Origin of the sequence: Paenibacillus sp. FSL F4-0097, assembly GCF_038593125.1 — a bacterium.
Taxonomy (GTDB): Bacteria; Bacillota; Bacilli; order Paenibacillales; family Paenibacillaceae; genus Paenibacillus_AQ; species Paenibacillus_AQ odorifer.
On the sequence record NZ_CP151965.1, the window covers coordinates 4,582,046 to 4,603,739 of the forward strand.

Annotated in this window: 20 protein-coding genes; 4 read left to right on the forward strand and 16 right to left on the reverse strand. The window is 45.0% G+C overall.

All coding sequences use genetic code 11. From position 1 onward, the window contains the following. Positions 1–504 precede the first annotated feature (504 nt). Positions 505–1,416: a LysR family transcriptional regulator gene (locus tag MHH86_RS20540; protein ID WP_076101451.1), complete on the forward strand. Its 912-nt coding sequence runs from the start codon at positions 505–507 to the stop codon at positions 1,414–1,416. An 84-nt stretch (positions 1,417–1,500) separates the two neighbouring features. On the opposite strand, the gene MHH86_RS20545 is transcribed toward MHH86_RS20540, so the two are convergent. Further along, the gene (locus MHH86_RS20545; protein WP_076104453.1) at positions 1,501–1,698 is read right to left on the reverse strand and encodes a hypothetical protein; all 198 of its coding nucleotides are present in this window, start codon (positions 1,696–1,698) and stop codon (positions 1,501–1,503) included. A 432-nt stretch (positions 1,699–2,130) separates the two neighbouring features. Here MHH86_RS20545 and proB point away from each other — a divergent pair, with 432 nt between their 5' ends. From proB to proC, 3 genes are read left to right on the forward strand one after another with little or no spacing between them, the layout of a single operon-like run. Then, positions 2,131–3,234, forward strand: a complete 1,104-nt coding sequence (gene proB, locus MHH86_RS20550; protein WP_076101454.1) for a glutamate 5-kinase — start codon at positions 2,131–2,133, stop codon at positions 3,232–3,234. A gap of 38 nt (positions 3,235–3,272) precedes the next feature. After that, positions 3,273–4,520, forward strand: a complete 1,248-nt coding sequence (locus MHH86_RS20555; RefSeq protein WP_342479410.1) for a glutamate-5-semialdehyde dehydrogenase — start codon at positions 3,273–3,275, stop codon at positions 4,518–4,520. 49 nt (positions 4,521–4,569) lie between these two features. Continuing rightward, entirely contained in the window at positions 4,570–5,439 is an 870-nt protein-coding gene (gene proC / locus MHH86_RS20560) for a pyrroline-5-carboxylate reductase (RefSeq protein ID WP_036676316.1), read from the forward strand. Between the two features lie 52 nt (positions 5,440–5,491). Here proC and MHH86_RS20565 read toward each other — a convergent pair whose 3' ends face one another. From MHH86_RS20565 to MHH86_RS20635, 15 genes are all read right to left on the reverse strand, one after another. Next, entirely contained in the window at positions 5,492–6,217 is a 726-nt protein-coding gene (locus MHH86_RS20565; protein WP_081388070.1) for a hypothetical protein, read from the reverse strand. After that, entirely contained in the window at positions 6,214–7,320 is a 1,107-nt protein-coding gene (locus MHH86_RS20570; RefSeq protein WP_036676314.1) for a hypothetical protein, read from the reverse strand. Before MHH86_RS20570 ends, MHH86_RS20565 begins: the two co-directional genes overlap by 4 nt. A gap of 15 nt (positions 7,321–7,335) precedes the next feature. Then, positions 7,336–7,833, reverse strand: a complete 498-nt coding sequence (locus MHH86_RS20575; protein ID WP_141240287.1) for a hypothetical protein — start codon at positions 7,831–7,833, stop codon at positions 7,336–7,338. Next, on the reverse strand, positions 7,824–8,432 hold the full coding sequence (locus tag MHH86_RS20580; RefSeq protein ID WP_176462568.1) for a sigma-70 family RNA polymerase sigma factor: 609 nt from the start codon (positions 8,430–8,432) through the stop codon (positions 7,824–7,826). The genes MHH86_RS20575 and MHH86_RS20580 overlap by 10 nt, the downstream gene beginning before the upstream one ends. A 71-nt stretch (positions 8,433–8,503) precedes the next feature. Beyond that, positions 8,504–9,256 carry a DnaD domain-containing protein gene (locus MHH86_RS20585; protein ID WP_038572407.1) on the reverse strand — a complete coding sequence of 251 codons (753 nt, stop codon included), beginning with the start codon at positions 9,254–9,256 and terminating at the stop codon, positions 8,504–8,506. 31 nt (positions 9,257–9,287) lie between these two features. Continuing rightward, on the reverse strand, positions 9,288–10,586 hold the full coding sequence (gene asnS, locus MHH86_RS20590; RefSeq protein WP_036676308.1) for an asparagine--tRNA ligase: 1,299 nt from the start codon (positions 10,584–10,586) through the stop codon (positions 9,288–9,290). 21 nt (positions 10,587–10,607) lie between these two features. Beyond that, entirely contained in the window at positions 10,608–11,816 is a 1,209-nt protein-coding gene (locus MHH86_RS20595) for an acetate kinase (RefSeq protein WP_036676305.1), read from the reverse strand. Further along, positions 11,813–12,685, reverse strand: a complete 873-nt coding sequence (locus MHH86_RS20600) for a 3-hydroxyacyl-CoA dehydrogenase NAD-binding domain-containing protein (RefSeq protein ID WP_341160154.1) — start codon at positions 12,683–12,685, stop codon at positions 11,813–11,815. The genes MHH86_RS20595 and MHH86_RS20600 overlap by 4 nt, the downstream gene beginning before the upstream one ends. Before the next feature lie 133 nt (positions 12,686–12,818). Continuing rightward, positions 12,819–14,321, reverse strand: a complete 1,503-nt coding sequence (locus MHH86_RS20605; RefSeq protein WP_038572410.1) for an AAA family ATPase — start codon at positions 14,319–14,321, stop codon at positions 12,819–12,821. Further along, entirely contained in the window at positions 14,314–14,856 is a 543-nt protein-coding gene (locus MHH86_RS20610) for a hypothetical protein (RefSeq protein WP_036676301.1), read from the reverse strand. The genes MHH86_RS20605 and MHH86_RS20610 overlap by 8 nt, the downstream gene beginning before the upstream one ends. Before the next feature lie 410 nt (positions 14,857–15,266). Continuing rightward, on the reverse strand, positions 15,267–15,785 hold the full coding sequence (locus MHH86_RS20615; RefSeq protein WP_036676299.1) for a DUF5590 domain-containing protein: 519 nt from the start codon (positions 15,783–15,785) through the stop codon (positions 15,267–15,269). Positions 15,786–15,956: 171 nt separating this feature from the next. Beyond that, the gene (locus MHH86_RS20620; protein WP_076127547.1) at positions 15,957–17,258 is read right to left on the reverse strand and encodes an amidohydrolase; all 1,302 of its coding nucleotides are present in this window, start codon (positions 17,256–17,258) and stop codon (positions 15,957–15,959) included. Beyond that, positions 17,245–17,898, reverse strand: a complete 654-nt coding sequence (locus MHH86_RS20625; RefSeq protein WP_036676294.1) for a redox-sensing transcriptional repressor Rex — start codon at positions 17,896–17,898, stop codon at positions 17,245–17,247. The genes MHH86_RS20620 and MHH86_RS20625 overlap by 14 nt, the downstream gene beginning before the upstream one ends. Positions 17,899–18,028: 130 nt before the next feature. After that, positions 18,029–20,890 (reverse strand): ATP-dependent DNA helicase DinG, encoded by a 2,862-nt coding sequence (gene dinG / locus MHH86_RS20630; protein ID WP_342479411.1) that lies wholly within the window; start codon positions 20,888–20,890, stop codon positions 18,029–18,031. 126 nt (positions 20,891–21,016) lie between these two features. Beyond that, positions 21,017–21,658, reverse strand: a complete 642-nt coding sequence (locus MHH86_RS20635) for a hypothetical protein (RefSeq protein WP_076223062.1) — start codon at positions 21,656–21,658, stop codon at positions 21,017–21,019. Positions 21,659–21,694 lie beyond the last annotated feature (36 nt).

Below are 21,694 nucleotides of genomic sequence, written 5' to 3' on the forward strand. Positions count from 1 at the left end.
GAAGCGATGCGCAAGTGTGATGTGTAGGTGCGATGCGCAAGTGTGATGTGTAGGTGCGATGCGCAAGCGTAGTGTCTAGAAGCGATGCGCAAGCGTAGTGTGTAGGTGCGTTTAGTTGTATTTTGTACAGCTATATTCCTGTGAATCATTCGTTAATGAATATAGCTGCATTTTGTACAGCTATTTTCATGATTTATCGCGTTATAGCTGGGAACTCTAGTTTTTAGTTGTATAGAATACACTTAAAACCAAAATGATCCCTTTTGCATACGAAATAGCTGTACAAAATACAGTTATTTCATAGATACTCTCAAGATCCGGCGCTAAAAATATACTGTTAGAGGATATCGGATACTTCGGTCAGTGTTGGAGGGTTAATCTCTTGAAATCAAGCCCGCAAATCCTGAGGAGCGATGAAGTGAAAGCTCTTTCGGGTTGCCTATACAAAACTATAATCCAATAGGATATACTTATAAGTAAATCATTTTCCTAAGGAGTTCATACATGGAACTGAGACAACTGCAGTATGTGCTGCAAATCGCAGCCGAAAAAAACTTCTCACGTGCAGCGGACAAGCTGCATATTGCCCAGCCCTCGCTCAGCCAGCAGCTTTCCAAACTGGAAAAAGAGCTCGGCGTAATGCTGTTTCAGCGTAATACCAGCTCAGTTGAGCTGACCTACGCAGGTTCTAAATTTGTTGAACAAGCCCAGATTATCATTGACGCAGTGGAGCTGCTGCGGCAAGAAATGTCCGACATATCAGAACTGCGTACTGGACGTGTAGTTGTGGGTAGTATGCCGATTACAGGTGCACATCTTCTGCCGCATGTACTTCCAGTTTTTAAACAAAATTATCCTGAGGTAGAAATAACGCTGCTCGAAGACTCGTCAATGAACCTAGAGAAGCTCACGGCAAGTGGCCAAACCGATTTAAGCCTGCTCTCCTTACCCCTCGAAATTCCTGCACTAGCTTATGAAGAGCTTGGAGAGGAAAGAATCGATCTCGCTGTTCCTCCTGAACATCCACTCGCTAAACGAATCCTAGATGGAACACGGACCTCACTTGAAGAGCTTAAGGACGAACCTTTTATCGTACTTAAGGAAGGTCAGGGCTTCCGCAAAATGACTGTGGAACTATGCCGGAAAGCCGGATTCGAGCCACGAATCGTTTTCGAGAGCAATAATATGGAAACCGTTCAATCCCTAGTGGCAACAGGTATGGGCGTGACTCTTGTTCCTCGTTTTATCGCTCGTGCACCGCGGAGTGAATTTGTTCCAGTCTACTTACCGCTTGCTGATCCAGTGCCTAGTCGTACGCTAGTTGTAGCATATCGACGCGGACGATATTTGTCCAAAGCCGCAAAGGCTTTTGTAGAAACATTCAAATCAACCGTGTCTGAATTAACGGAAGAATAGAATATATACAAATAAAGTGCCCCAGTAACCATTCGTGTGGTTGTCGGGGCACTTTTCAGGTGAACCTCTTGTAACAGTACTAGATTATTTACGCAAATTACGCTGTGTAATCAGGCGGTTCTGATCATCCGACACACGTGCTTTACTTGAATCAGCCAATCCCTTATCAACTGGAGCCCCGGTGTGCTCTTCCACAAATTCACGAGTCACACTATTCTGAAGCTCTGCAACTTCGTTTGAATCTTGATTCTGTCCCTGCTCGGCTTTATTGTCTTTAGTCAATTTAATCCACCTCCTGGTAACAGATTATAAGTTCTTTACCCCTTCTCTTTGAGGTTAAACATAATATATAGAGCTTTCTGCATGAAGAAATATATCCTACGTTTTCCCTTTGCAATGCAACCAGCTCCATGGTATTCTATTGAAAATAAGTGAAACGTGCAGACGGGACCAGTAAGAATGAGTCTAACCGCGCCTAGAGAGTAGATTCCGACAGGCTGAAAGAATTTACCGCGGTTTTCGTTCCGAATCCTACCCCCGAGCGGCCTGTATCAAACAGGACGGATCCTCCCGTTATGAGAATGAAGTCGGATGATCCCTCATCAATGAAGGTGGTACCGCGGAAGTTTATAAGCTTTCGTCCTTTGCTAAGTCTAAGGATGGGGGCTTTTTGTTGTTTTCAGGACTTAATAAACGAAGAGGATGTGGACAGAAATGACGACGCGAATCGTGGTCAAAATAGGCAGCAGCTCGCTGACCGGACCCGAGGGCGGTTTGAATCGTGAAGCAGTCTCCTTTTTTGCCTCAGAGATTGCCGAGTTGAAGAAAAACGGCTGTGAGGTGTTGTTAGTAACCTCTGGTGCGGTAGCCGCAGGCTTCCGCAGTATCGGTTATCCAGCACGTCCGAAGCTGCTGCATGAGAAGCAGGCCGCTGCGGCTGTTGGCCAGGTGCTGCTGATGCAAGCCTATCAGGAAGCTTTTGCCCAGCATGGAATTACTACCGCGCAAATATTGCTGACTCGCACCGATTTCTGCAGCCGCAGAGCCATGAATAACGCTATGATGACTGTAGAAGAGCTGCTTCGCCAAGGAGCGGTGCCCGTATTTAACGAAAATGACACTGTCTCCGTAGATGAACTGAAATTTGGCGATAACGATACCCTCTCTGCGCTAGTAGCCAACCTGTTAAAAGCCTCTAGATTACTTGTCTTAACCGACATGGATGGTTTATACAGTGGAGATCCCCGCAAGCATCCGGATGCTGTCCGCTATCAGTTCGTAGATGACATTACACCGGAGATATATGCTATTGCTGGTGGAGCTGGCTCTAGTGTTGGAACAGGCGGTATGCGATCCAAAATCGATGCGGCCAAGATCGCTACTCGGGGTGGTGTTCCTGTCTTTGTCGGAAGAGCCACCGAACCTGGAGATTTACAGCTTGCTGCAACAGGAGAAGGTAGGGGCACTTATTTTGCAACGAAGCTATCCTCTCTCCCCGTCAAAAAGCAATGGCTTGGCTTTATGTCTACCCCTCTCGGCTCCCTGTACGTGGACGAAGGGGCTGTAGAAGCTTTGCTTCATGGCGGTCACAGCCTGTTGCCTGTAGGCGTCAAACAGACAGAGGGTAGCTTTCACGCAGGAGATGTTGTAGAAGTACTTGGACCCGACTCCAAATTGCTTGGACGTGGGATTGTAAATTACGATGATGCTCAGCTGCGCAGCATTCAAGGTCTACCAAGCCGTGAGATTGTACCAAAGCTGGGAGAAGTACACCGGCTTGAGGTCATTCACCGTGACGAATGGATTACACTGAGATAAACAATTTTTTTTCAATTCAAATATAGGGAGGAATCGTCATGAGTGAAGTAATTAATAAGAGTAAATTAGCCAAGGTGACTACAGGAGTTCTAGCAAGCTTAACAACTGGCCAGAAGAATGAAGCACTGCTGGTCATGGCCGATGCGCTTCGCCGCGAAGCTCCCGCCATTATCACCGCCAACGCGGAGGATTTGGAACGAGGAAGACTCAATGGAACTCCGGAATCCATGCTCGACCGGTTAGCGTTAGATGTGGACCGGATTAACAGCATTGCCGAAGGCCTGCAACAAATCGCTGTATTACCGGATCCTATCGGTGACACGCTAGAAAGCATTGAACGTCCTAACGGCCTCAACATCCAGAAGCTGCGTGTTCCGCTTGGTGTGATCGGCATCATCTACGAGGCACGTCCCAATGTAACTGTTGATGCTGCAGGTCTATGTCTCAAAACCGGCAACGCTGTTGTGTTGCGCGGGGGCTCCTCTGCCCTGTCCTCCAACCGTAAAATTGTCGAGGTTCTGCACAATGCTCTTGCTCAAACCTCAATGCCGCCTAACGCGCTTCAGCTGATTGAAGATCCTAATCGTTCTTCAGTAGATGAAATGCTAAAGCTGAACGGACTTTTAGATGTGATTATCCCGCGCGGAGGCAGCTCTCTTATTCAAAATGTAGTCCTTAACGCAACCGTTCCTGTAATTGAAACTGGAGCAGGCATCTGCCATACTTATCTCGACACAACTGCCTTGCCAGAAATGGCACGGGACATTAGTTTAAATGCCAAAGCTCAGCGCCCTTCGGTATGTAACTCTATGGAAACACTACTCGTTCATCAGGATTACGCGAGCAAATATCTGTTATCCTTAGCCGAAGCATTTCGTGAGGTTCATGTAGAACTTCGTGGCTGTCAACAAACTATCTCTCTTGTCCCATGGGTATTACCTGCAACCGTAGAAGACTATGCTACAGAATACAACGATTATATCCTTAATATTAGAATCGTCAGTGATTTGGAAGAAGCTATGCAGCATATCGCGCAGTATGGTACGAAACATTCGGAATGTATCGTAACAGAAGATCAGGAGAACGCCACACGCTTTTTACAAGAAGTGGATGCTGCCGCTGTTTATCACAATGCCTCAACCCGCTTCACGGATGGCTTTGAATTTGGATTCGGTGCAGAGATTGGTATTAGTACCCAGAAACTCCACGCTCGTGGCCCGATGGGTCTGCCTGCTCTAACTTCAACCAAATATAAGATCTACGGAACGGGACAAATTCGGGGTTAGTATACACGTTTAAGTTTTCTATCACACAACTTTTAGGAGGATTTTAGCCATGTGTCAGCAACCATCAGTTCCACTCATGAATCATAATATTGTTTTTTATGGCGCTGGCTCCATGGCAGAAGCCATCGTTCGCGGGATGATTAGCCGCAATATCGTGAAGTCCGATAATGTCATCATGCTCAATCGCAGCAGCAGTGAACGTCTGGCAGAACTAAAAAGCCGTTATGGTGTAATAGGCACAAATGATCCCGAACAAAAAATAGAATACTTACGGAACGCACCAGTAATAGTACTGGCAATGAAACCTAAAGATGCTGCAGAATCCTTACGCGGACTAGGTCCAATTCTTTCTCCGGATCAGATCGTAGTTTCTGTCATTGCAGGTCTATCTATTCGCACCATGCAAGGTCTACTTGGCAAAGCACAGCCTATTGTTCGCACAATGCCTAACACTTCCAGTTCCATCGGTCTGGGTGCCACTGGTCTAGCCTTCTCCAAAGAAGTAGACGAAAGAGGCCGTCGCCTTGCTCTTAATATCTTTGAGGCTGTCGGGCTTACAACAGTCATTGATGAGGAACGTATGGAAACCTTGACCGGAATTTCAGGCAGCGGGCCTGCGTATATCTATTACATGATGGAAGCCATGATCGCCGCTGGTATCCGTGGTGGGCTGCCACTTGATCAAAGCACCGAATTAACTGTTCAAACAGTGCTGGGTGCTGCCCGAATGGTACAACAGACGGGAGAAGAACCCGCAGCACTCCGTAAGAAGGTTACTTCCCCTAACGGTTCAACACAAGCAGCTATAGAAGTGCTTGAACGAGGGGAATTCTTTGAAACTGTGATTGCTGCAGTTAACCGATGTGCCGAGCGCTCACGTGAAATGGGTGCTGCCCTAGAGAAAGAGCTTCGTTCTTAACAAAAAAAAGATCGCAGCCCATCCCCTCATCGGGTGGGAAGCGATCTTTTTTTTATCTTGTTACAACATTTCCATAATTATCTCTTACGATTACCTTTAGATTTACAGGAGCCGCAATGGTCACGTTCAATGCATTCCTGGAGTTATCGAATACTAGATGTCTAGGTATGTCTCCTAAAATGACGTAAAATGTGTCTCCGACTTGTTTAGTTTGCAACAGCCGCTTCTCTTGCTCTTGCTTGAGTTGCCCTTCTGCCGTGGAATAACTCCCAAATACATTCAACTCGTTCCCAGCCGTTCGATCAACCATAATTCCATAAGGTTCGGCAGCCTGGATTATAAGTGTGCCTACACCCTGTGGAACATTCCCCTTCCATTCCGGCAAGGAATAATTCTCCTCCGTAGATGAGATCACATGTCTAAGTTCTTGTGTTAATCCTAAAGAGCTGACTCCTGCGAATACTAAACAGCACAATGCCAGAAATCCGACGAACAGAACACTTAGCACATCATAGTACATTTTCCCTTTACCACGGAACCATAAGGTGTAAATTACAATTTCTAAACCAAGTAAGATAAAAATGAGCGGCCACCAAGCAAGCGTTGTCTCGAACACATCCGCTCCTTTCCACTGAGAGACCATTATTAATGCCCCGAGAAATAAAAGGCTCAGTCCCATCGACAACGTACCTACACGCCAACTTCTAGATTTCCCTTCGTTCACTGGAAACTCGCTAGTTACCATGACTCCCGGCTCTACTTCTACTGGATTATTCAAGATTGACCCCCCGCCCCTTTTCTACTCTTATTATTCTTACTTCCAGTCATCAGCTTCACCCCACCACCAATCAATAACACGGAGACGACAATGGTCTTAAAATATTCATTTACGCGATATTCCAGCCGCCATTCTGGAAATCTGATATCGATGGCAGGAACTGCGACATTCACAACAATAAAGTATAATCCGAGACACATCAGGACTGCTCCGAGCCAGCCTTGATGATTTAAGAAACCTTCGATAACCGGCTTATCCTGCAAAGGTTCACGTCCATATCGGCTAACTAACTGTAAGCCATCGAATAAGCTATAGAACCAAATGACCGGGATAAGGAAAAAGAGCAATGTTAACCGCAATAGATCCATGACATAAATACTTCCTAAGAAAAGAAGCATGAGCTGGAGCCCTCTTTTTTGCAGTCCCAGATACATCTGTCCAGCACCAGGAAATGCGGATAGTAATGTCGCTAATACTTTGCTGCGTCGTCCTTCCTCACGTCCAGCCTCCATCTCTTCGAATAATGTGCGGTCAACAAGCATTTCTCCTGCTTGTTTACGATGGATCAACTGAACTGCATCAAACATGCAATACAGCCAAATTACTGGCAATACTCCAAACAGCAGCAAAAATGCATCACTCGAAGTAATTCCGGCCAAGAACAACATAACGGTCATGAATCCGAAAAAAGAAATCAGAAAGGATAGTCCACGCTGCATCAGCCCCATATGAAAATGACCCAATCCAGGAATGAAAGACAATAAGATGACATGCACACGTTCATTATCCTCCGTCTTTACGGGCATAGTAGAACTAAAATCCAGCATTGATCCATCAGGCGCTACAATTGGAGTGGGCATTTGCAGTAATTTAATTACCAGATGAATCATCGAAAGGATCCATAGAAGTAAGAATCCGATCACTCCCAATGCCAGAATTCCCTCATCCCCTTCAGCCATAGCGATTAAGAATGACATAAATAACACACCAAAGCTTAGCAAAAAATAAACAATCCCTTGTGGGCGTCTTCCCATATAATAATGACCTGCTCCAGGAATCATATTAAGAAAAAGACCCTTAATTTTATTACGCTGCTGTTGCATTGTTCATTTCTCCTCTCATTTCTGTCTTCCGTCCATAATCCGGCTCAACCATCCGCTGGTGGCTTGCATGAATTGTTCGCTATAAGATGGCGAATTATCTTTCTTAGGGACAATAAGCTCCATTTCACCCGTGAGTAACTTATCAAACATCCCGGAAGACATAATCAACAGCGTTAACGAAGCAGCAACGGCATAATGAAAGATTGTTTTTTCATACCAGCGATAACGCCGTGATCCTTCTTCTTTCCCCGCTACTTCTTCTATGACTACTGAAGATCTCACCGTAGCAACCCAATCTCCCATAACTCTCTCTGTAAAAGCAGACGAATTCTCCAATGAAGGCAGATCCTCCTTTAGCTCATCCAGCATCTCCATGTATGAAACAAATGTGTCTTCATCCTTGAGCAGCATTAGTTCCCATTCTTCTCGCTCTATACTATCTTCTTGCCCTTCAAGATAAGCTTTTGCCTGCTCGCGGCGAATTAGGTTTTCTCCACTCTTCATCATAGCCATTCGTCCTCCTTCCAATGTTTTCGCATCCATTGTCTCGCCCTATATAGTCTGGACTCCACCGTCTTCAGAGTAATTTCATTTTCAGCAGCAATTTGCTCATATTTTTTATTTTCCAGATAATAAGCCACCATAATTTCCCGATGACCCTCCGGTAAATTGTTGATCTCACCCGACAGACGATTCATCCGGTCACGACGGACAACAGTGGCTAGTACATCCTCCTCATTAGAAGGTGTCTGGCTCAGCACAAGCTCATAGTCAACAGGTAACTCTCGTAGCCGATCACGTTTACGTTTGGCATCAATAGCCTTATTTAAGGCGATCCGCGTAATCCATGATTTTAAGCCTTGATAACGGTAGTCAGGGAGAGATTTATACATCTGGAGAAAAGCTTCCTGAGCAGCGTCTTCAGCCCCTTTAACTTCACGTAATACAGAATAGGTGATTTTGTATATATGCTGACTGTATGTATTTACAAACTGGCGAAACGCATCTTCGTCTCCTTGGCAAATCCGCTTGATTAATAGCTCTTCCTCAATGACTCTCCCCTCCTTCCCACAGCAATAGACGCTGAGTTCTTCGCCTACCCCTGCACTTATCTAAAAAAATAAAAAAAGAACCGTACAGACTCTAGCAATAGCTAAAGCAATACGGTTCTCTCCTAAACGATCTATCTTCCACCATTGCGGAATTTTTGTGTATACGTCTTTACATCCTGAGCGTTCTTGACCCGGTTACGGGCCCATTCCAGCAATATCCGGTCGATATAACGAAAATGAACCTTCCCCGCAAATACGGATTCCTTGAGTGCTAACAGAATCAGCTCCTCAGGATATCGGTCTTGATCCACCCAGCTGGAAATCGTCTCACATTCCATTGGAGACAGCGGGCGCCCGAATTCCTTCTCGAAAATACTGAATAGATTCCGGCTCTCCTCTTTATCTCCAAGTGAAGAAGGAGATGTGGGGGGAGTTCCGAATCCTCCACCTGACGCAGCAGCCCGGGGAGCTGATGTTCCATATGCTCCCTTGTCCTTATCTTGCTCATTTTCTTGTACAGCTGTCGCAAGATAAGCACCTAGCTTTCCATATAGCCCTGAGAAATTGTAGCGTTCATAATGGATATCTCTTAGCTCATCGTTGTCTCCATCGATGCTAATGAAACCTTCCTTCATGAGCTTCTGCAATTCTCCGGCGAGAACGGAAATGCTACGACCAGTTACAACCTGAAGCTCCTCCAGAGAAGGGAACTCAATCCCTTCTACTTGCCTGAAGGAGAGCAGATGAATCAGCAGCATGGCTTCACTTCCGCTTAAATTCAGCTTCCGGTAATACTTCAGTAAAGCGTAAGGTATGACGGCCATTCCGTTCTCCAGACCGAAGGAGACGCCTTCGCTCCAGGTACTCCATGTCTTGCCGTCCATGTGCTTCCCCCTTTGTTCAAATCCTAAGAACTTATGGGTAGAGGCGGTACAGTGTACGTGGGAATGGAATAGTCTCACGTACATGGTCAAGACCACAGATCCAAGCTACAGTACGCTCAAGCCCAAGTCCAAAACCGGAGTGAGGTACAGATCCGTAAGTACGCAGATCCATGTACCATTTATAAGAATCCATCGAAAGATTGTGCTCTTTATAACGCTCTTCAAGCAGCGCAGGATCATCGATCCGCTGTGAACCCCCAATAATCTCTCCATAACCTTCAGGAGCGATCATATCAGCACACAGTACGACTTCAGGACGATTTGGATCCGGCTTCATGTAGAACGCTTTGAATGAAGCAGGATAATGAGTAATAAATACAGGTTTATCGTATGCTTCAGCGATTGCTGTTTCATGAGGTGCACCGAAATCATCACCCCAAGCAATATCTTCAAAGCCTTTATCATTCAAGAACTTGATCGCATCGTCATAAGTAATGCGTGGGAATGGTGCTTTGATATTCTCCAGCTTGGAAATATCGCGGCCTACCGCTTCCAACTCCGCACGGCAATTCTTCAATACGGATTGCACTACGAAGCTAATAAACTCTTCCTGAACCTTCAAGCTTTCTTCATGATCTGTGAAGGCCATTTCAGGCTCGATCATCCAGAACTCGATCAAGTGGCGACGAGTCTTAGATTTCTCCGCACGGAAGGTTGGTCCAAAGGAATATACACGGCCCAGTGCCATAGCTGCAGCTTCCATGTATAACTGTCCGCTTTGGGTCAGGTAAGCATCCTCATCGAAGTATTTCGTGTGGAACAAGTTAGTAGTTCCCTCTGCTGACGTTGGCGTCAGAATCGGAGGATCCACCTTTGTAAATCCGCTCTCGTTGAAGAACTGTTGGATTGCCCGGATAATCTCCGCACGAATAACCAGAACAGCCCGCTGCTTCGAGGCACGGAGCCAGAGGTGACGGTGATCCATCAAGAAATCAACGCCATGCTCTTTCGGAGTAATTGGATAATTCTCTGTAAGGTGCAGAACTTCAATTCCGGTAACAGTCATTTCAAAACCGGATTGACTGCGAGGCTCCTCACGAATAATACCAGTCACATACAATGAGCTTTCCTGCGTGAGGCTCTTAGCTGCGTCCCATACCTCTTCAGGCACTTCTGATTTCACTACAACTCCCTGAATATAACCTGTACCATCGCGAAGCTGCAGGAACTGAATTTTACCACTGGAGCGCTTGTTGTTTACCCAACAACCGATAACAACACTTTCTCCAACATGTTCATTCACGTTCTTGATTACACTCTTGTTAGCCATGCCTTCAATCTCTCCTCTAATTTAGCCGTTAATTCCTTGCACAATACGGTTTGTATCACGTGCGATGACAAGTTCTTCGTTAGTCGGAACTACAAGCACCTGCACTTTGGAATCTACCGTAGAGATACGACGCGGGTCGCCGGAGCGAACTTTGTTAGCTTCAACATCCAACTCAATACCCAGGAACGTAAGGTTATTTAGCAGTTTCTCACGTAGCAATGAAGCATTTTCACCAACACCAGCAGTGAATACGATAGCATCTACACCGTTCATAGCAGCCGCATAAGAACCGATATACTTGCGCAAGCGGTACTCATACATTTCAAAAGCTAGCGTGGAATTAGGCTCACCTTTTTCCATACCCTCAATAATATCACGCATATCACTGCTTACGCCCGAAATTGCTAGGAGTCCACTATGTTTGTTCAACATGGAGTTAACTTCTCCTACGGACAATTCTTCCTTGTTCATCACGTAAGGAACAATTGCTGGATCAAGATCACCACTGCGAGTACCCATCATCAAACCTTCCAGAGGAGTCATACCCATGGAAGTATCCACAGACACTCCATCTTGAACTGCAGTTACGCTACCTCCGTTACCGATATGACAAGTAATGATCTTCAGATCTTCCAACGGACGCTCCAAGTACTCCGCAGCAGCTTTGCTTACGAAGTCGTGTGATGTACCGTGTGCGCCATAACGACGAACTTTATATTTATTGTACAGTACTCTAGGAATCGCGTACATATAAGCTTTTTCAGGCATTGTTTGATGGAATGCAGTATCGAATACAACAACCTGCGGTACACCCGGCATATTTACTTCAGAAGCCGTAATCCCCATCATTGCTGCTGGGTTATGCAGTGGTGCAAGGTCAAACAATTGACGAATTTTAGTCTTGGCATCAGCGTCCACAAGTGCGGAAGCTTTGAAGAATTCACCACCATGTACTACACGGTGACCCACAGCATTGATTTCTTTAATGGATTCAATAACGCCATGCTCTTTATCCGTTAGGCAAGCTAGAACTTTACGAATCGCTGTGTTATGCTCCAAAATTTCACTTACTTCTGTTACTTCAGCTTTACCAGTAGGTTTATGGTTCAGAATGGAGGAATCCATCCCGATACGTTCCACCAAACCTTTAGCCAAAACGGATTCATCAGCCATATTGTACAATTGATATTTTAAAGAAGAACTACCGGAGTTAATTACTAGAATATTCATATACGGTCACCATCCTTGTCGTACTGGAAGAAGCCTTCGCCTGATTTCATACCTAATTGTCCTGCACGCACCATCTTCTTAAGGATCGTGGAAGGACGATATTTCAGCTCACCATATTCACGGAACATATTTTCGAGTGCAGCAAGAACCGAATCCAGACCAAATCTGTCAGCCATTTCAAGCGGTCCATATTGGAATTGATAACCAATACGCATAGCATCGTCAATATCCTGTGCGGAGGCAACGCCCTCTTGCAGTACATGCATAGCTTCGTTGATAAACAAGCAAATGAGGCGTGATGTTACAAATCCTGGGGATTCATAAATCATTACACCTTTTTTCTCAACAATTTCATCAACAAAGGATTTTGTATCTTCAAAAGTAGCATCTGAAGTTTTCAGACCGCGTACAATTTCAACAAGATCCACTTTAGCTACAGGGTATATGAAATGCATTCCGATCACGCGTTCCGGATACATTGTAGAACTTGCAAGTTCAGTCAAGCTAAGTGTTGACGTATTGCTGGCAAGAATAATGTGGTTTGGACATACTTGATCCAGTTGATTCAATATTTTTTTCTTTTCTTCTAAATCCTCAACGATTGTTTCGATAACCATGTCACAAGAGCTCAGCTCTGCGAAATGTGTCACTTTTTGAATGCGGCTAAGAATCAGCTTCTTCTCAGCTTGAGTGATCGCCCATTTCTCCAGTTGCTTATCTAGACTTGTCTCGATCATTTCGTAGGAGTAGTCCAGTTTCTCAGGGGATTTCTCCACCAGCAATACATCCAGGCCCTTGGCTGCCAGCATTTCGGCAATCCCTTGTCCCATTGTGCCACCGCCGATGACACCAATTTTCTTGAAATTCATAAAAAAGTCTCCATCCTTTCAGGTATCTATACTTTTGTATTGTACCTTGTCTGTCGCAAAAATTTATAAAGCCCGACATATAATGATATCTTAGCATGCCTGAAAAGTAAAAAAAAATAACCAGCATAAATATTTATGCTGGTAAACGCACGCTGTCACGAAATTGACATCGAAATTGCTCTCCAGAGAGCACTTCTTCCTTCATTAAAATGTCAAGGGAGTAATCAAATACATTTCGTTGCTTTTCAAGGTGATCGTGAGTACGAACCATCAGTTCATCCAAAATTTTACTGTTTTCCTTCATAAGCTCTTCAGTGGTAACCATTTCCAGCTTGGCGATACCCAACGAAGTCAATCCGGATTTCATCATGGTTTCGACAATATTCAGGGCCTGATCAAAATCACCACGCGAACCTGTGCTTCGTCCGCCATAATACATTTCTTCTGCAGCCGCTCCACCAAGTGCGATCATAATCTGATCTTCGAGATAATCTTTGGTGTACAAATACTGCTCTTGCTGAGGATTGTGACGTACATAACCAAGGGCTTGCCCCCGCGGAGTCAGCGTAACCTGACTAACACTTCCCGGACGCAGCAGCTCTGCCATAATGGCATGTCCCAATTCGTGGATCGCCACCCGTTTTTTCTCTTCGTGGTTAGTTTCTCTGTCCGTTTTTTCCCCCATCATAACCTTGTCAATCGCCATCGACAGATGCCGCTGCTCAACCTCTGTCAATTCCTCACGCATCATATAAATTGCTGCCTCATTCATAACACTTTCGAGCTGAGCACCGGAAAAACCATAGGCTTCTTCGGAAATTTTGTCGAGGTTCACATTTACATGAAGCGGCTTATTTTTGGCATGCAATTCGAGAATCGATTTACGGCCTTTTTTATCAGGCATGTCGACTTGAATATGACGGTCAAACCGTCCAGGACGCAGCAATGCTGAATCAAGCATTTCTTTACGGTTAGTGGCTGCTACCAGCAGAATGCGCGGCGTTTCGTTGTTATAGATCCCGTCCATCTCGGTCAACAGCTGATTCAAGGTCTGATCATATTCTCGCTGCTGTCCGCCTTCACGCTTACCGCCAATTACGTCAATTTCATCTATGAAAATAATAGCGCTTTGCTTGTTTTCCTTAAGGGCGCGGGTACGGGCATCCTTAAACAAATCGCGGATACGGCCGGCACCGACACCTACGTACATTTCTACAAACTCACTGCCTGATGCTGCCACAAATACAGAGTTCGTATAATGTGCTGCTGCTCTAGCCATAAGGGTCTTACCTGTTCCTGGAGGGCCTGTAAGCAGAATCCCTTTCAAAGGCCGAATCCCGAATTTGCTGATTTCCTCATGCCGGATCAGAAAATCCAACGCTTCACGAAGCTCCTGCTTTGCATTGTCTTGCCCGCCAATTTCTTCAAAAGTAAGCTTTGAAGGTCCATCCTTCTTGCGTTTCTTCCCGGCACCTGCATTCACCGCAAGTCCGCCTCTTAAATGAGCAATGATAAGTAAAGCCGTGAGCATCCCAGCAGCAATAACGATCGGGAATATATTAATGCCTAGAAAAGCCATAAAAATAAACAAGACAGGAACAAATCCGATTAGAATTTCTTTAAGGTATTTAGGCATTATTCCATACCCCCAATGTCGCAGGTTTGCGCGGCAAAATAATAAATTTGCTTTCTTTTCCATTACTTAAGCTTACATAGACATTATTGTCGTCAATTTCTGTTGAGGCTATCACATTTTTATATTGCGGATATTGCGCTTTGAGTCCATCAAGTTCTGTGGGTATAAGTGTATATTTACGGCTCTCCATGGCTTCAGCTACAGAGAACATCGCTTTATCCCAGTATTCATCCAGCAGTTCACTGGAGTTCTGTTCTACATCAAGTTTCAGTGTACGTCCATCAATCATCGATTTTCCTTCTTTAGAGACGTACTGAACCAGTTCACGTAATTTCGTGCCTGGCTGGAGATCAAGTTTCAAAGTGACCTCATTGCGGTTAATACTGATATGAGAATCATTGACGCCCTCATATTGAGATACAATCTTCTGAAGTGGTTCCTGCATTGCAAACTGACGATACAAAAAGAAGCCACCAAACAATAGAGTAGCCGACAGTAGAGACGTTATCAGCACAGGTACAAGACGTAATTTCAAGAAACGTCCTCCTCTCAAAGATGACAAAATATAAAGCTCAGTATAATAATTTATAGCTACTTGAGAGCTCATCAGAGAGACTGAAGTCTCTTATTGCTGTTCTAATTACAAGTAGTAGTATATCACAGGTGTATATACTAATTTCAAAATAAATGTGAATATATTTAAAATTTAATTTTTTAAATATTTCCATCAATACCAAATATATTCCTCGTTTTCGACAAAATCGGCCTTGATTTTTAATCAATCGGCCTATTTTTGTATGTGAATTTAAGAGAATATTCGGTGATAACCACCCATTCAGTATATCACTTAGTATATCACTTTTGTACATCAAATAAATGTAAACAAGCGAACTTATAATAAGTTCGCTTGTTTACATTGCCACCCTTAATTTCCTTATGTTCGGCTTAACTTTTAGGTAAACTGTAACCTTCACCCATTCGGGACCCATCCGAAAACCGATAAAATTGATAATAATACCGACCGCTCTGTTTATAAAAAAGCTGCCAAGCATACTCTCCGTTATATACTCCCGGCAGCAAGCGTTCAATCGTTATGTCCGGAAGATCAGCTTTGATAATGCCGCGTATTTGGGCTTCTGAGGTTCCTTTACTTAGTTCCTCAGCAAACACTGCGTCGTCGCCTTCAGCAAATTTTCCATCTACCGTAAAGCGGACCCAGACCATAAGAGCAGTCCCGGCTTCATTTTTTCCTGTTAAAACCCAGTACACTGCATTTTCATCCCAAACCGATTTTTGTGCTTTGGTTACCTCTGTTAGACCCGCTCTGGTTTTGGCAACATCCTTGGCGATATCCCGCTCGTTCCATTGATCTTTCATAATATAGGCATAGAACTGGATAAGTCCAAACCCCAGGAGCAGAATCAGAACTGACCCCAGGAGGATCCATTTTTTCCTTTTCTTCAAGGTACAGCTCCCTTTCTAGTAATATATCTTTTTTGATTATATAACACACCCGCGTGTTTATCCAAAATTTCATAATTTTCTAGCTTTCCCAGCCTTAAAATGTACAAAAGGCCGCAACTTTTGCTAAAAGCAAAAAGTCGCAGCCTATTATTTATTCGTTATTCTCCAGACTTAACGCTTCAATAAACCTTCGAAGGCTTCTTGCGCTTTACGCCGGATAGCTTCCTCATCCAGGGTTAAGCATTGTCCATGCTTGATGACCTGTTTACCATTCACCCACACATGCTCAACATCCTTAGCGCTAGCAGAGTAAACTGCATGAGACAACAGATCTGTGTGTGGCAGCAAATGCGGCTGATCTATATCAATTGCAATGAAATCAGCTTTCATCCCAACAGCAAGTCTACCTACATTATTTAAAAAGATGGACTGGGCGCCATATTCTGTAGCCATACGTAGAGCTTCTGGAGCTGGAACAGCCGTTGGATCACCGCTGACACCCTTATGAATGAGAGCTGCAAGCCGCATCTCTTCAAACATATCCAAGTTATTGTTGCTTGCCGCGCCATCCGTGCCAAGAGACACCTTCACACCAGCTTTTAGAAGATCAGTAACCCGAGCCACTCCGCTAGCCAGCTTCAAATTACTGCCCGGATTATGAGAGACACCCACATTATGGCGAGCCAAGATCTCAATCTCTTCATCATTTAAATGAACACCATGTGCAACTATCGAGGGACGTGTGAACATTCCAAGCTTCTCTAAGTGAGCTACAGGACGCAACCCGTAATCCGCCACATTTTGTTCCACTTCACGTTTCGTTTCGGACATATGCGTATGCATCGGTAAATCCAGATCATGCGCTGCCTGCACGAACTTAACCAGGAAGTCCGGAGGGCAAGTATAAGGGGCGTGCGGCGAGATCATAGTAGTAATTCTACCGTCAGCCTTTCCATGCCAGTTACGGGCAAAAGAAATCGCTTCCGCAAGCTTGTGATTCTGTACATCCTCTGGACATAACCCAATCACACCACGCATCAATACGGAACGGATACCTGATAACTCAGCTACCTCAGCTACTCGGTCCATATGATCATACATATCGAGGAAGGTCGTAGTTCCACCCTTCAGCATTTCCAATACAGATAAGGAGGTTCCCCAGTATACATCATCACCGGTGAACTTTTCCTCCATCGGCCACATCTTCTCCTGAAGCCACACTTGTAGCGCTAAATCATCTCCATATCCACGCAGCAAAGACATCGCCGCATGACCATGTGTGTTTACAAGTCCAGGCATGAACAGCAGACGGCTGCCATCAACCACTTGCACTCCAGCTTCCATCTGAGGCTCTTCTTTTCCTATGTAAGTGATTAAATCATCTTCAATAGTCATATATCCACTCAGAACCGGCTCATCCGTTCCCGGAGTCAGAAAATACCCGCCCTTAATTATCGTTTTATTGTTGTTCATGTTCGCTTTCTTCCTTTCCATCCCGCAAGTAATACGCAAGACTTTGCAGATCAGTTGTAAAATCAGCTGCATGCACCCGGATATTCGGTGGTGTCTTCAGAATCACAGGGGCAAAGTTCAAAATTGCTTCAATCCCAGAAGAAATGAGAATATCTGCTACATTTTGAGCTTCTGAATCAGGTACGGTAATAATGGCAATGCGAATACCTTGCTCACGAATCGTGCTGCCTAGTTCATCCATTGGTTGCACAGTAAGGGAGTTGATCTTACGTCCAACCTTAGGAGCGTACGAATCAAATATAGCGGTGATTTTCATAGTATCTTTGAGATATGCATTGTAATTAGACAAGGCATGTCCGAGATTACCTGCTCCAACTAAAGCTACATTAAGCTGTTGATCCAGCTTCAGGATATGACGGATTTTCTCAATAAGATACGTTACATCATAGCCGATACCTTTTCTGCCGAAGTCACCAAAATACGCTAAATCCTTACGAATCTGTGCGGGATTAAGATCAAGCTTTTGTCCAAGTTCCTGAGAGGAAACTGTTAATATTTCGCGATTCTGGAGATCATTCAAAAAACGCAAATACACAGGTAGTCTGCGAACAACGGCTTCTGATATTTTATCCGATTTCATATTTTTCCTCCTAAAAATAGTAATGTTCTTGTGAAAATCCATATTCAAACGTATACCTCTCCTTATTAAGGGCGGTACTGTAACTTACCGCCCTTAAGGATAAGGAGGAGCTAAACTGAAGACGAGCATTTTAAGAAGCGCCGCCATCCTCTAGCCATTCCGCTATGCGGGGGACCATTTGATCAGTCAGCATATGCTCCATTTTGGGACCAGGCAATGAATAAAGGAAATACTTCCCGTAATGAGATTCAATAACCCTTGTATCATAAACAATAACTATTCCGCGATCCTGCGCCGTGCGAACCAGTCTTCCGAATCCCTGCTTAAAGCGAATAACCGCTTGAGGAACAGACAATTTCATGAACGGATTCTTCTTCTGAGCCTGCAATAACTCCGACTTCGCTTCCGCCAACGGGTGATTCGGCGGTTGAAACGGAAGTCTCACGATGGCCAGGCAAGTCAGTGCTTCACCTGGAATATCTACACCTTCCCAGAAGCTGCTCGTCCCCAGCAGAACGGATGCTGCACTGTCCTGAAAGCGGCGGATCAGCTTGCTCCGGCTGCCACCTTCCACGCCTTGACCAAGCACCGTAATCTCTTGTGAGGCCAAAGCCTCTTTAAGCGGATCATATACCTGACGCAGCATTTTATAAGAAGTAAACAGAACCAGCATCCGCCCACGTGTTGTTTTGGCAGCTTCTGCTAACGACTGTACGAGTGTATCGACAAATCGAGCATCGCCCACACTGCCCTTCACACTAGGAAAATCACGCGGTATAACTAGAAGCGCCTGCTCGCGATACTTAAAGGGAGAAGGAAGGAGTGAGGTCATTAGACGTCCCTCTTCCGCAGCTTCGTTAAGTCCGAGATTATCAATCATAAACTGAAAAGATTTATCTACAGACAGCGTCGCCGAGGTAAGCACGATGCTTTTTTTCTTATCGAAGAACAACTCTTTAAGCTGGCTGCTAACATCCACAGGGACGGCATACATCTGCAGTGATTTGCTGCGGTAATTTCCATTTGCCTCCAGCCAATATACTACATTATCGTCATTCAGCCCCATAAAGAATCTTACTTGCTCACGTATGGAAGCCAAATCCTTAAATAAACCGCTAATATCAGTAACAAGACTGTCTGCTGAGGATTGGCTTTCCTGGTCACGCATCTCATTAAGCATTTTATCACCCTTACGGATGATGTCGCTTAACGTCAGATTCATAGTGTTCTCAAGCGCAACTAATTCATCCCAATCCTTCGACTTACGGGCGGGAAGCAAACGCATAACCAGTTGTCCCGCTTCCCCTGCTGCTGCATCACTGCGTTCCGGCAAAAGGCTGAACAGCTTGTCGCTGAGTGCATCCCAGGTTTCTTTGACAGTAAGCAGATCCGGGTAGATCCGATCGATGACTCCGCTCCATTCTGAAGCCTCTTCACTGCCTGACGACTGTAAGATCTGGCGCAGAGCAGGAAGCTGTCCGTTTCGGCTATCTTTATACAGTCGCGATAACGTGTGTGCCACAGTGAAATGCTTCATATGCATGCCAAGATGTTTACCAGCCACATCTTCTAAATGATGTGCTTCATCAATTACAAGATGCTCGTAAGCTGGAAGCAGCTGGTGCCCAGCTTTAACATCTGCGAATAGCTTGGAGTGGTTCGTAATGACCACGTCAGCAATCCCAGCTTCATGCTTGGCCCTATGATAATAGCATTTGCGGAACCAAGGACAGGAACGTCCCAGACAGGAATCGGTATCGCTTGCCACCGTCTCCCAGAAATCACCGCCCCGGCCGCTTAAATTCAGCTCTTCATCATCCCCTGATTCACTTTGAGTGAGCCATACGATCATCTGAGCTGCAGTAAGCGCATCTTCCCTTGGGCTTATAAAGTCCTTTTTATTAATTTTATGCTCAAACTTACGCAGACACAAATAATGTCCTCTTCCCTTAAAAATAGCAGCTTTAAACGGAAAAGGAACTACCTGCGTTAACAAAGGGATATCCCGCTCGCGCAATTGGTCCTGCAGATTAATGGTATGAGTGCTGACCATGACTTTTTCATTGGTGCGAACGCTTTGATAAATGGCAGGCAACAAATAACCGAGCGATTTACCGGTTCCTGTGCCCGCTTCGATCAGTAGGTGTTTGTCTTCGGCAAGTGCCGTCATCACCTCATTGATCATAATATCCTGAGCTTCCCGGCTTTCATACTGCGGTAATGTGTCTCTAAGTCGTTTGGTTACTTCGTCCATATAATCAGTAAAAGATAAATTCGCTAGCGGATTCTCTACATGCTCATCTCTAGGTGGCGCTAACTCCGTCCAGTCTCCTACTGCAAGCGCTAATTGACGATAGAAAGTCAGATCACCTTCGGGCTGTAGCGTCTCCGCTTCCCGCTCTCGCAGCAGACCATCAAAGTACCAGCCCAGATCACTATCCTCTTCGGTAAACAGCTCACAGAGTCTCTGGATCGTAAGCAGCGGCAGCTCGTAGAGCTCCTCCAGACATTTCAACAGCACTAAAGCAGTCGCAAGTGCATCACTATCTGCCTGATGCGGACGATCATGTGTCACTCCAAAATGAGCACTGACAGAGCCTAGCTGATAAGATGTGAGCGAAGGAAAGCAAATTTTCAGAAAATCAATCGTATCCAAAATCCGCCCTTGAAATGGCAAATAACCACAACGATCTAAAGCATTTTGTAAAAAATGGAAGTCGAAAGCGACATTATGCCCTACAAGCACAACATCATCCAAGAGCGGAACAAGCTCCATCATCATCTCATCCAGCTCAGGCGCATCCTTCACATCATCATCGGTAATCCCCGTCAGACCTGTTATAAAAGGAGGAATCGGCGTTCCGGGCTTGACATAGGAACCATATACCCGGGAGATGGACCGGTCTTCTTCTATAATTGCAAGGCCAACCTGGATAATTTCACCCACGGATTGGGTTCCTGTTGTTTCAAAATCAAGCACGGCAAATTTCATTATAATTCTATTCCCTTTCAATTGAGACTCTTAATCAGCATAACAGAAGTTGCGAAAAAAGGCGATGCACACCACTGGTTCAGGGGATGCATCGCTTGAATAGAAATTTCCAAAACCGTTATTCTTTTACAAGAGGGAAACCAGCTGATTTCCAAAATGCAGCTTCCCTCCACGACGGCGGCATACCTCTAAGTTAACGTTTGGCTCCGGAAGCGCCGGGTCATGCTGCAAGGCAAGGTCAAACAATTCCTGCGCTTCATTAAAACGTTCCTGTGAGGCTCGTATGCAGCCTAAAGCATTATATACCATGGCTTTCAGCTTGGTTTCCCGTATCAAGCCCAGCATATGGCTCAGATGACTCCAAGCGGCTTCACCGTCACCTTCCTGCAGATAAGAGATGGCTAAATATAATCGAGCAGCCAAGCTATCCGGGTATTGCGCAATAACTTCTTTAAACTGATCAATACACTTTCCATACATCAGCAGCTTATAATATCCCTGACCTCTTACAAAGGAATCCATACACAGCTCTGGTGCTTCCTGTTCCGGCACTTCCTCTTCGACCACTGCTGTAAAATCCGCACTTTCGCGAAAGTGACTTAGCTTCTCAGCAAAAGCGAGCCATTCATCCATCACTTTATCGCTCAGTCTATGCAGCATATTATAATTGCATAAAAGCTCGTTCCGGCGGGCACCCTCCGCTGTAGGGTAATCTGTTACGATCTCCTGAAGCACCTTGTTCATTTCAGCAAACAAATGTTGAAACATGGGCTATCCCCCCTTACTGAAGATGAAATCAGTTCA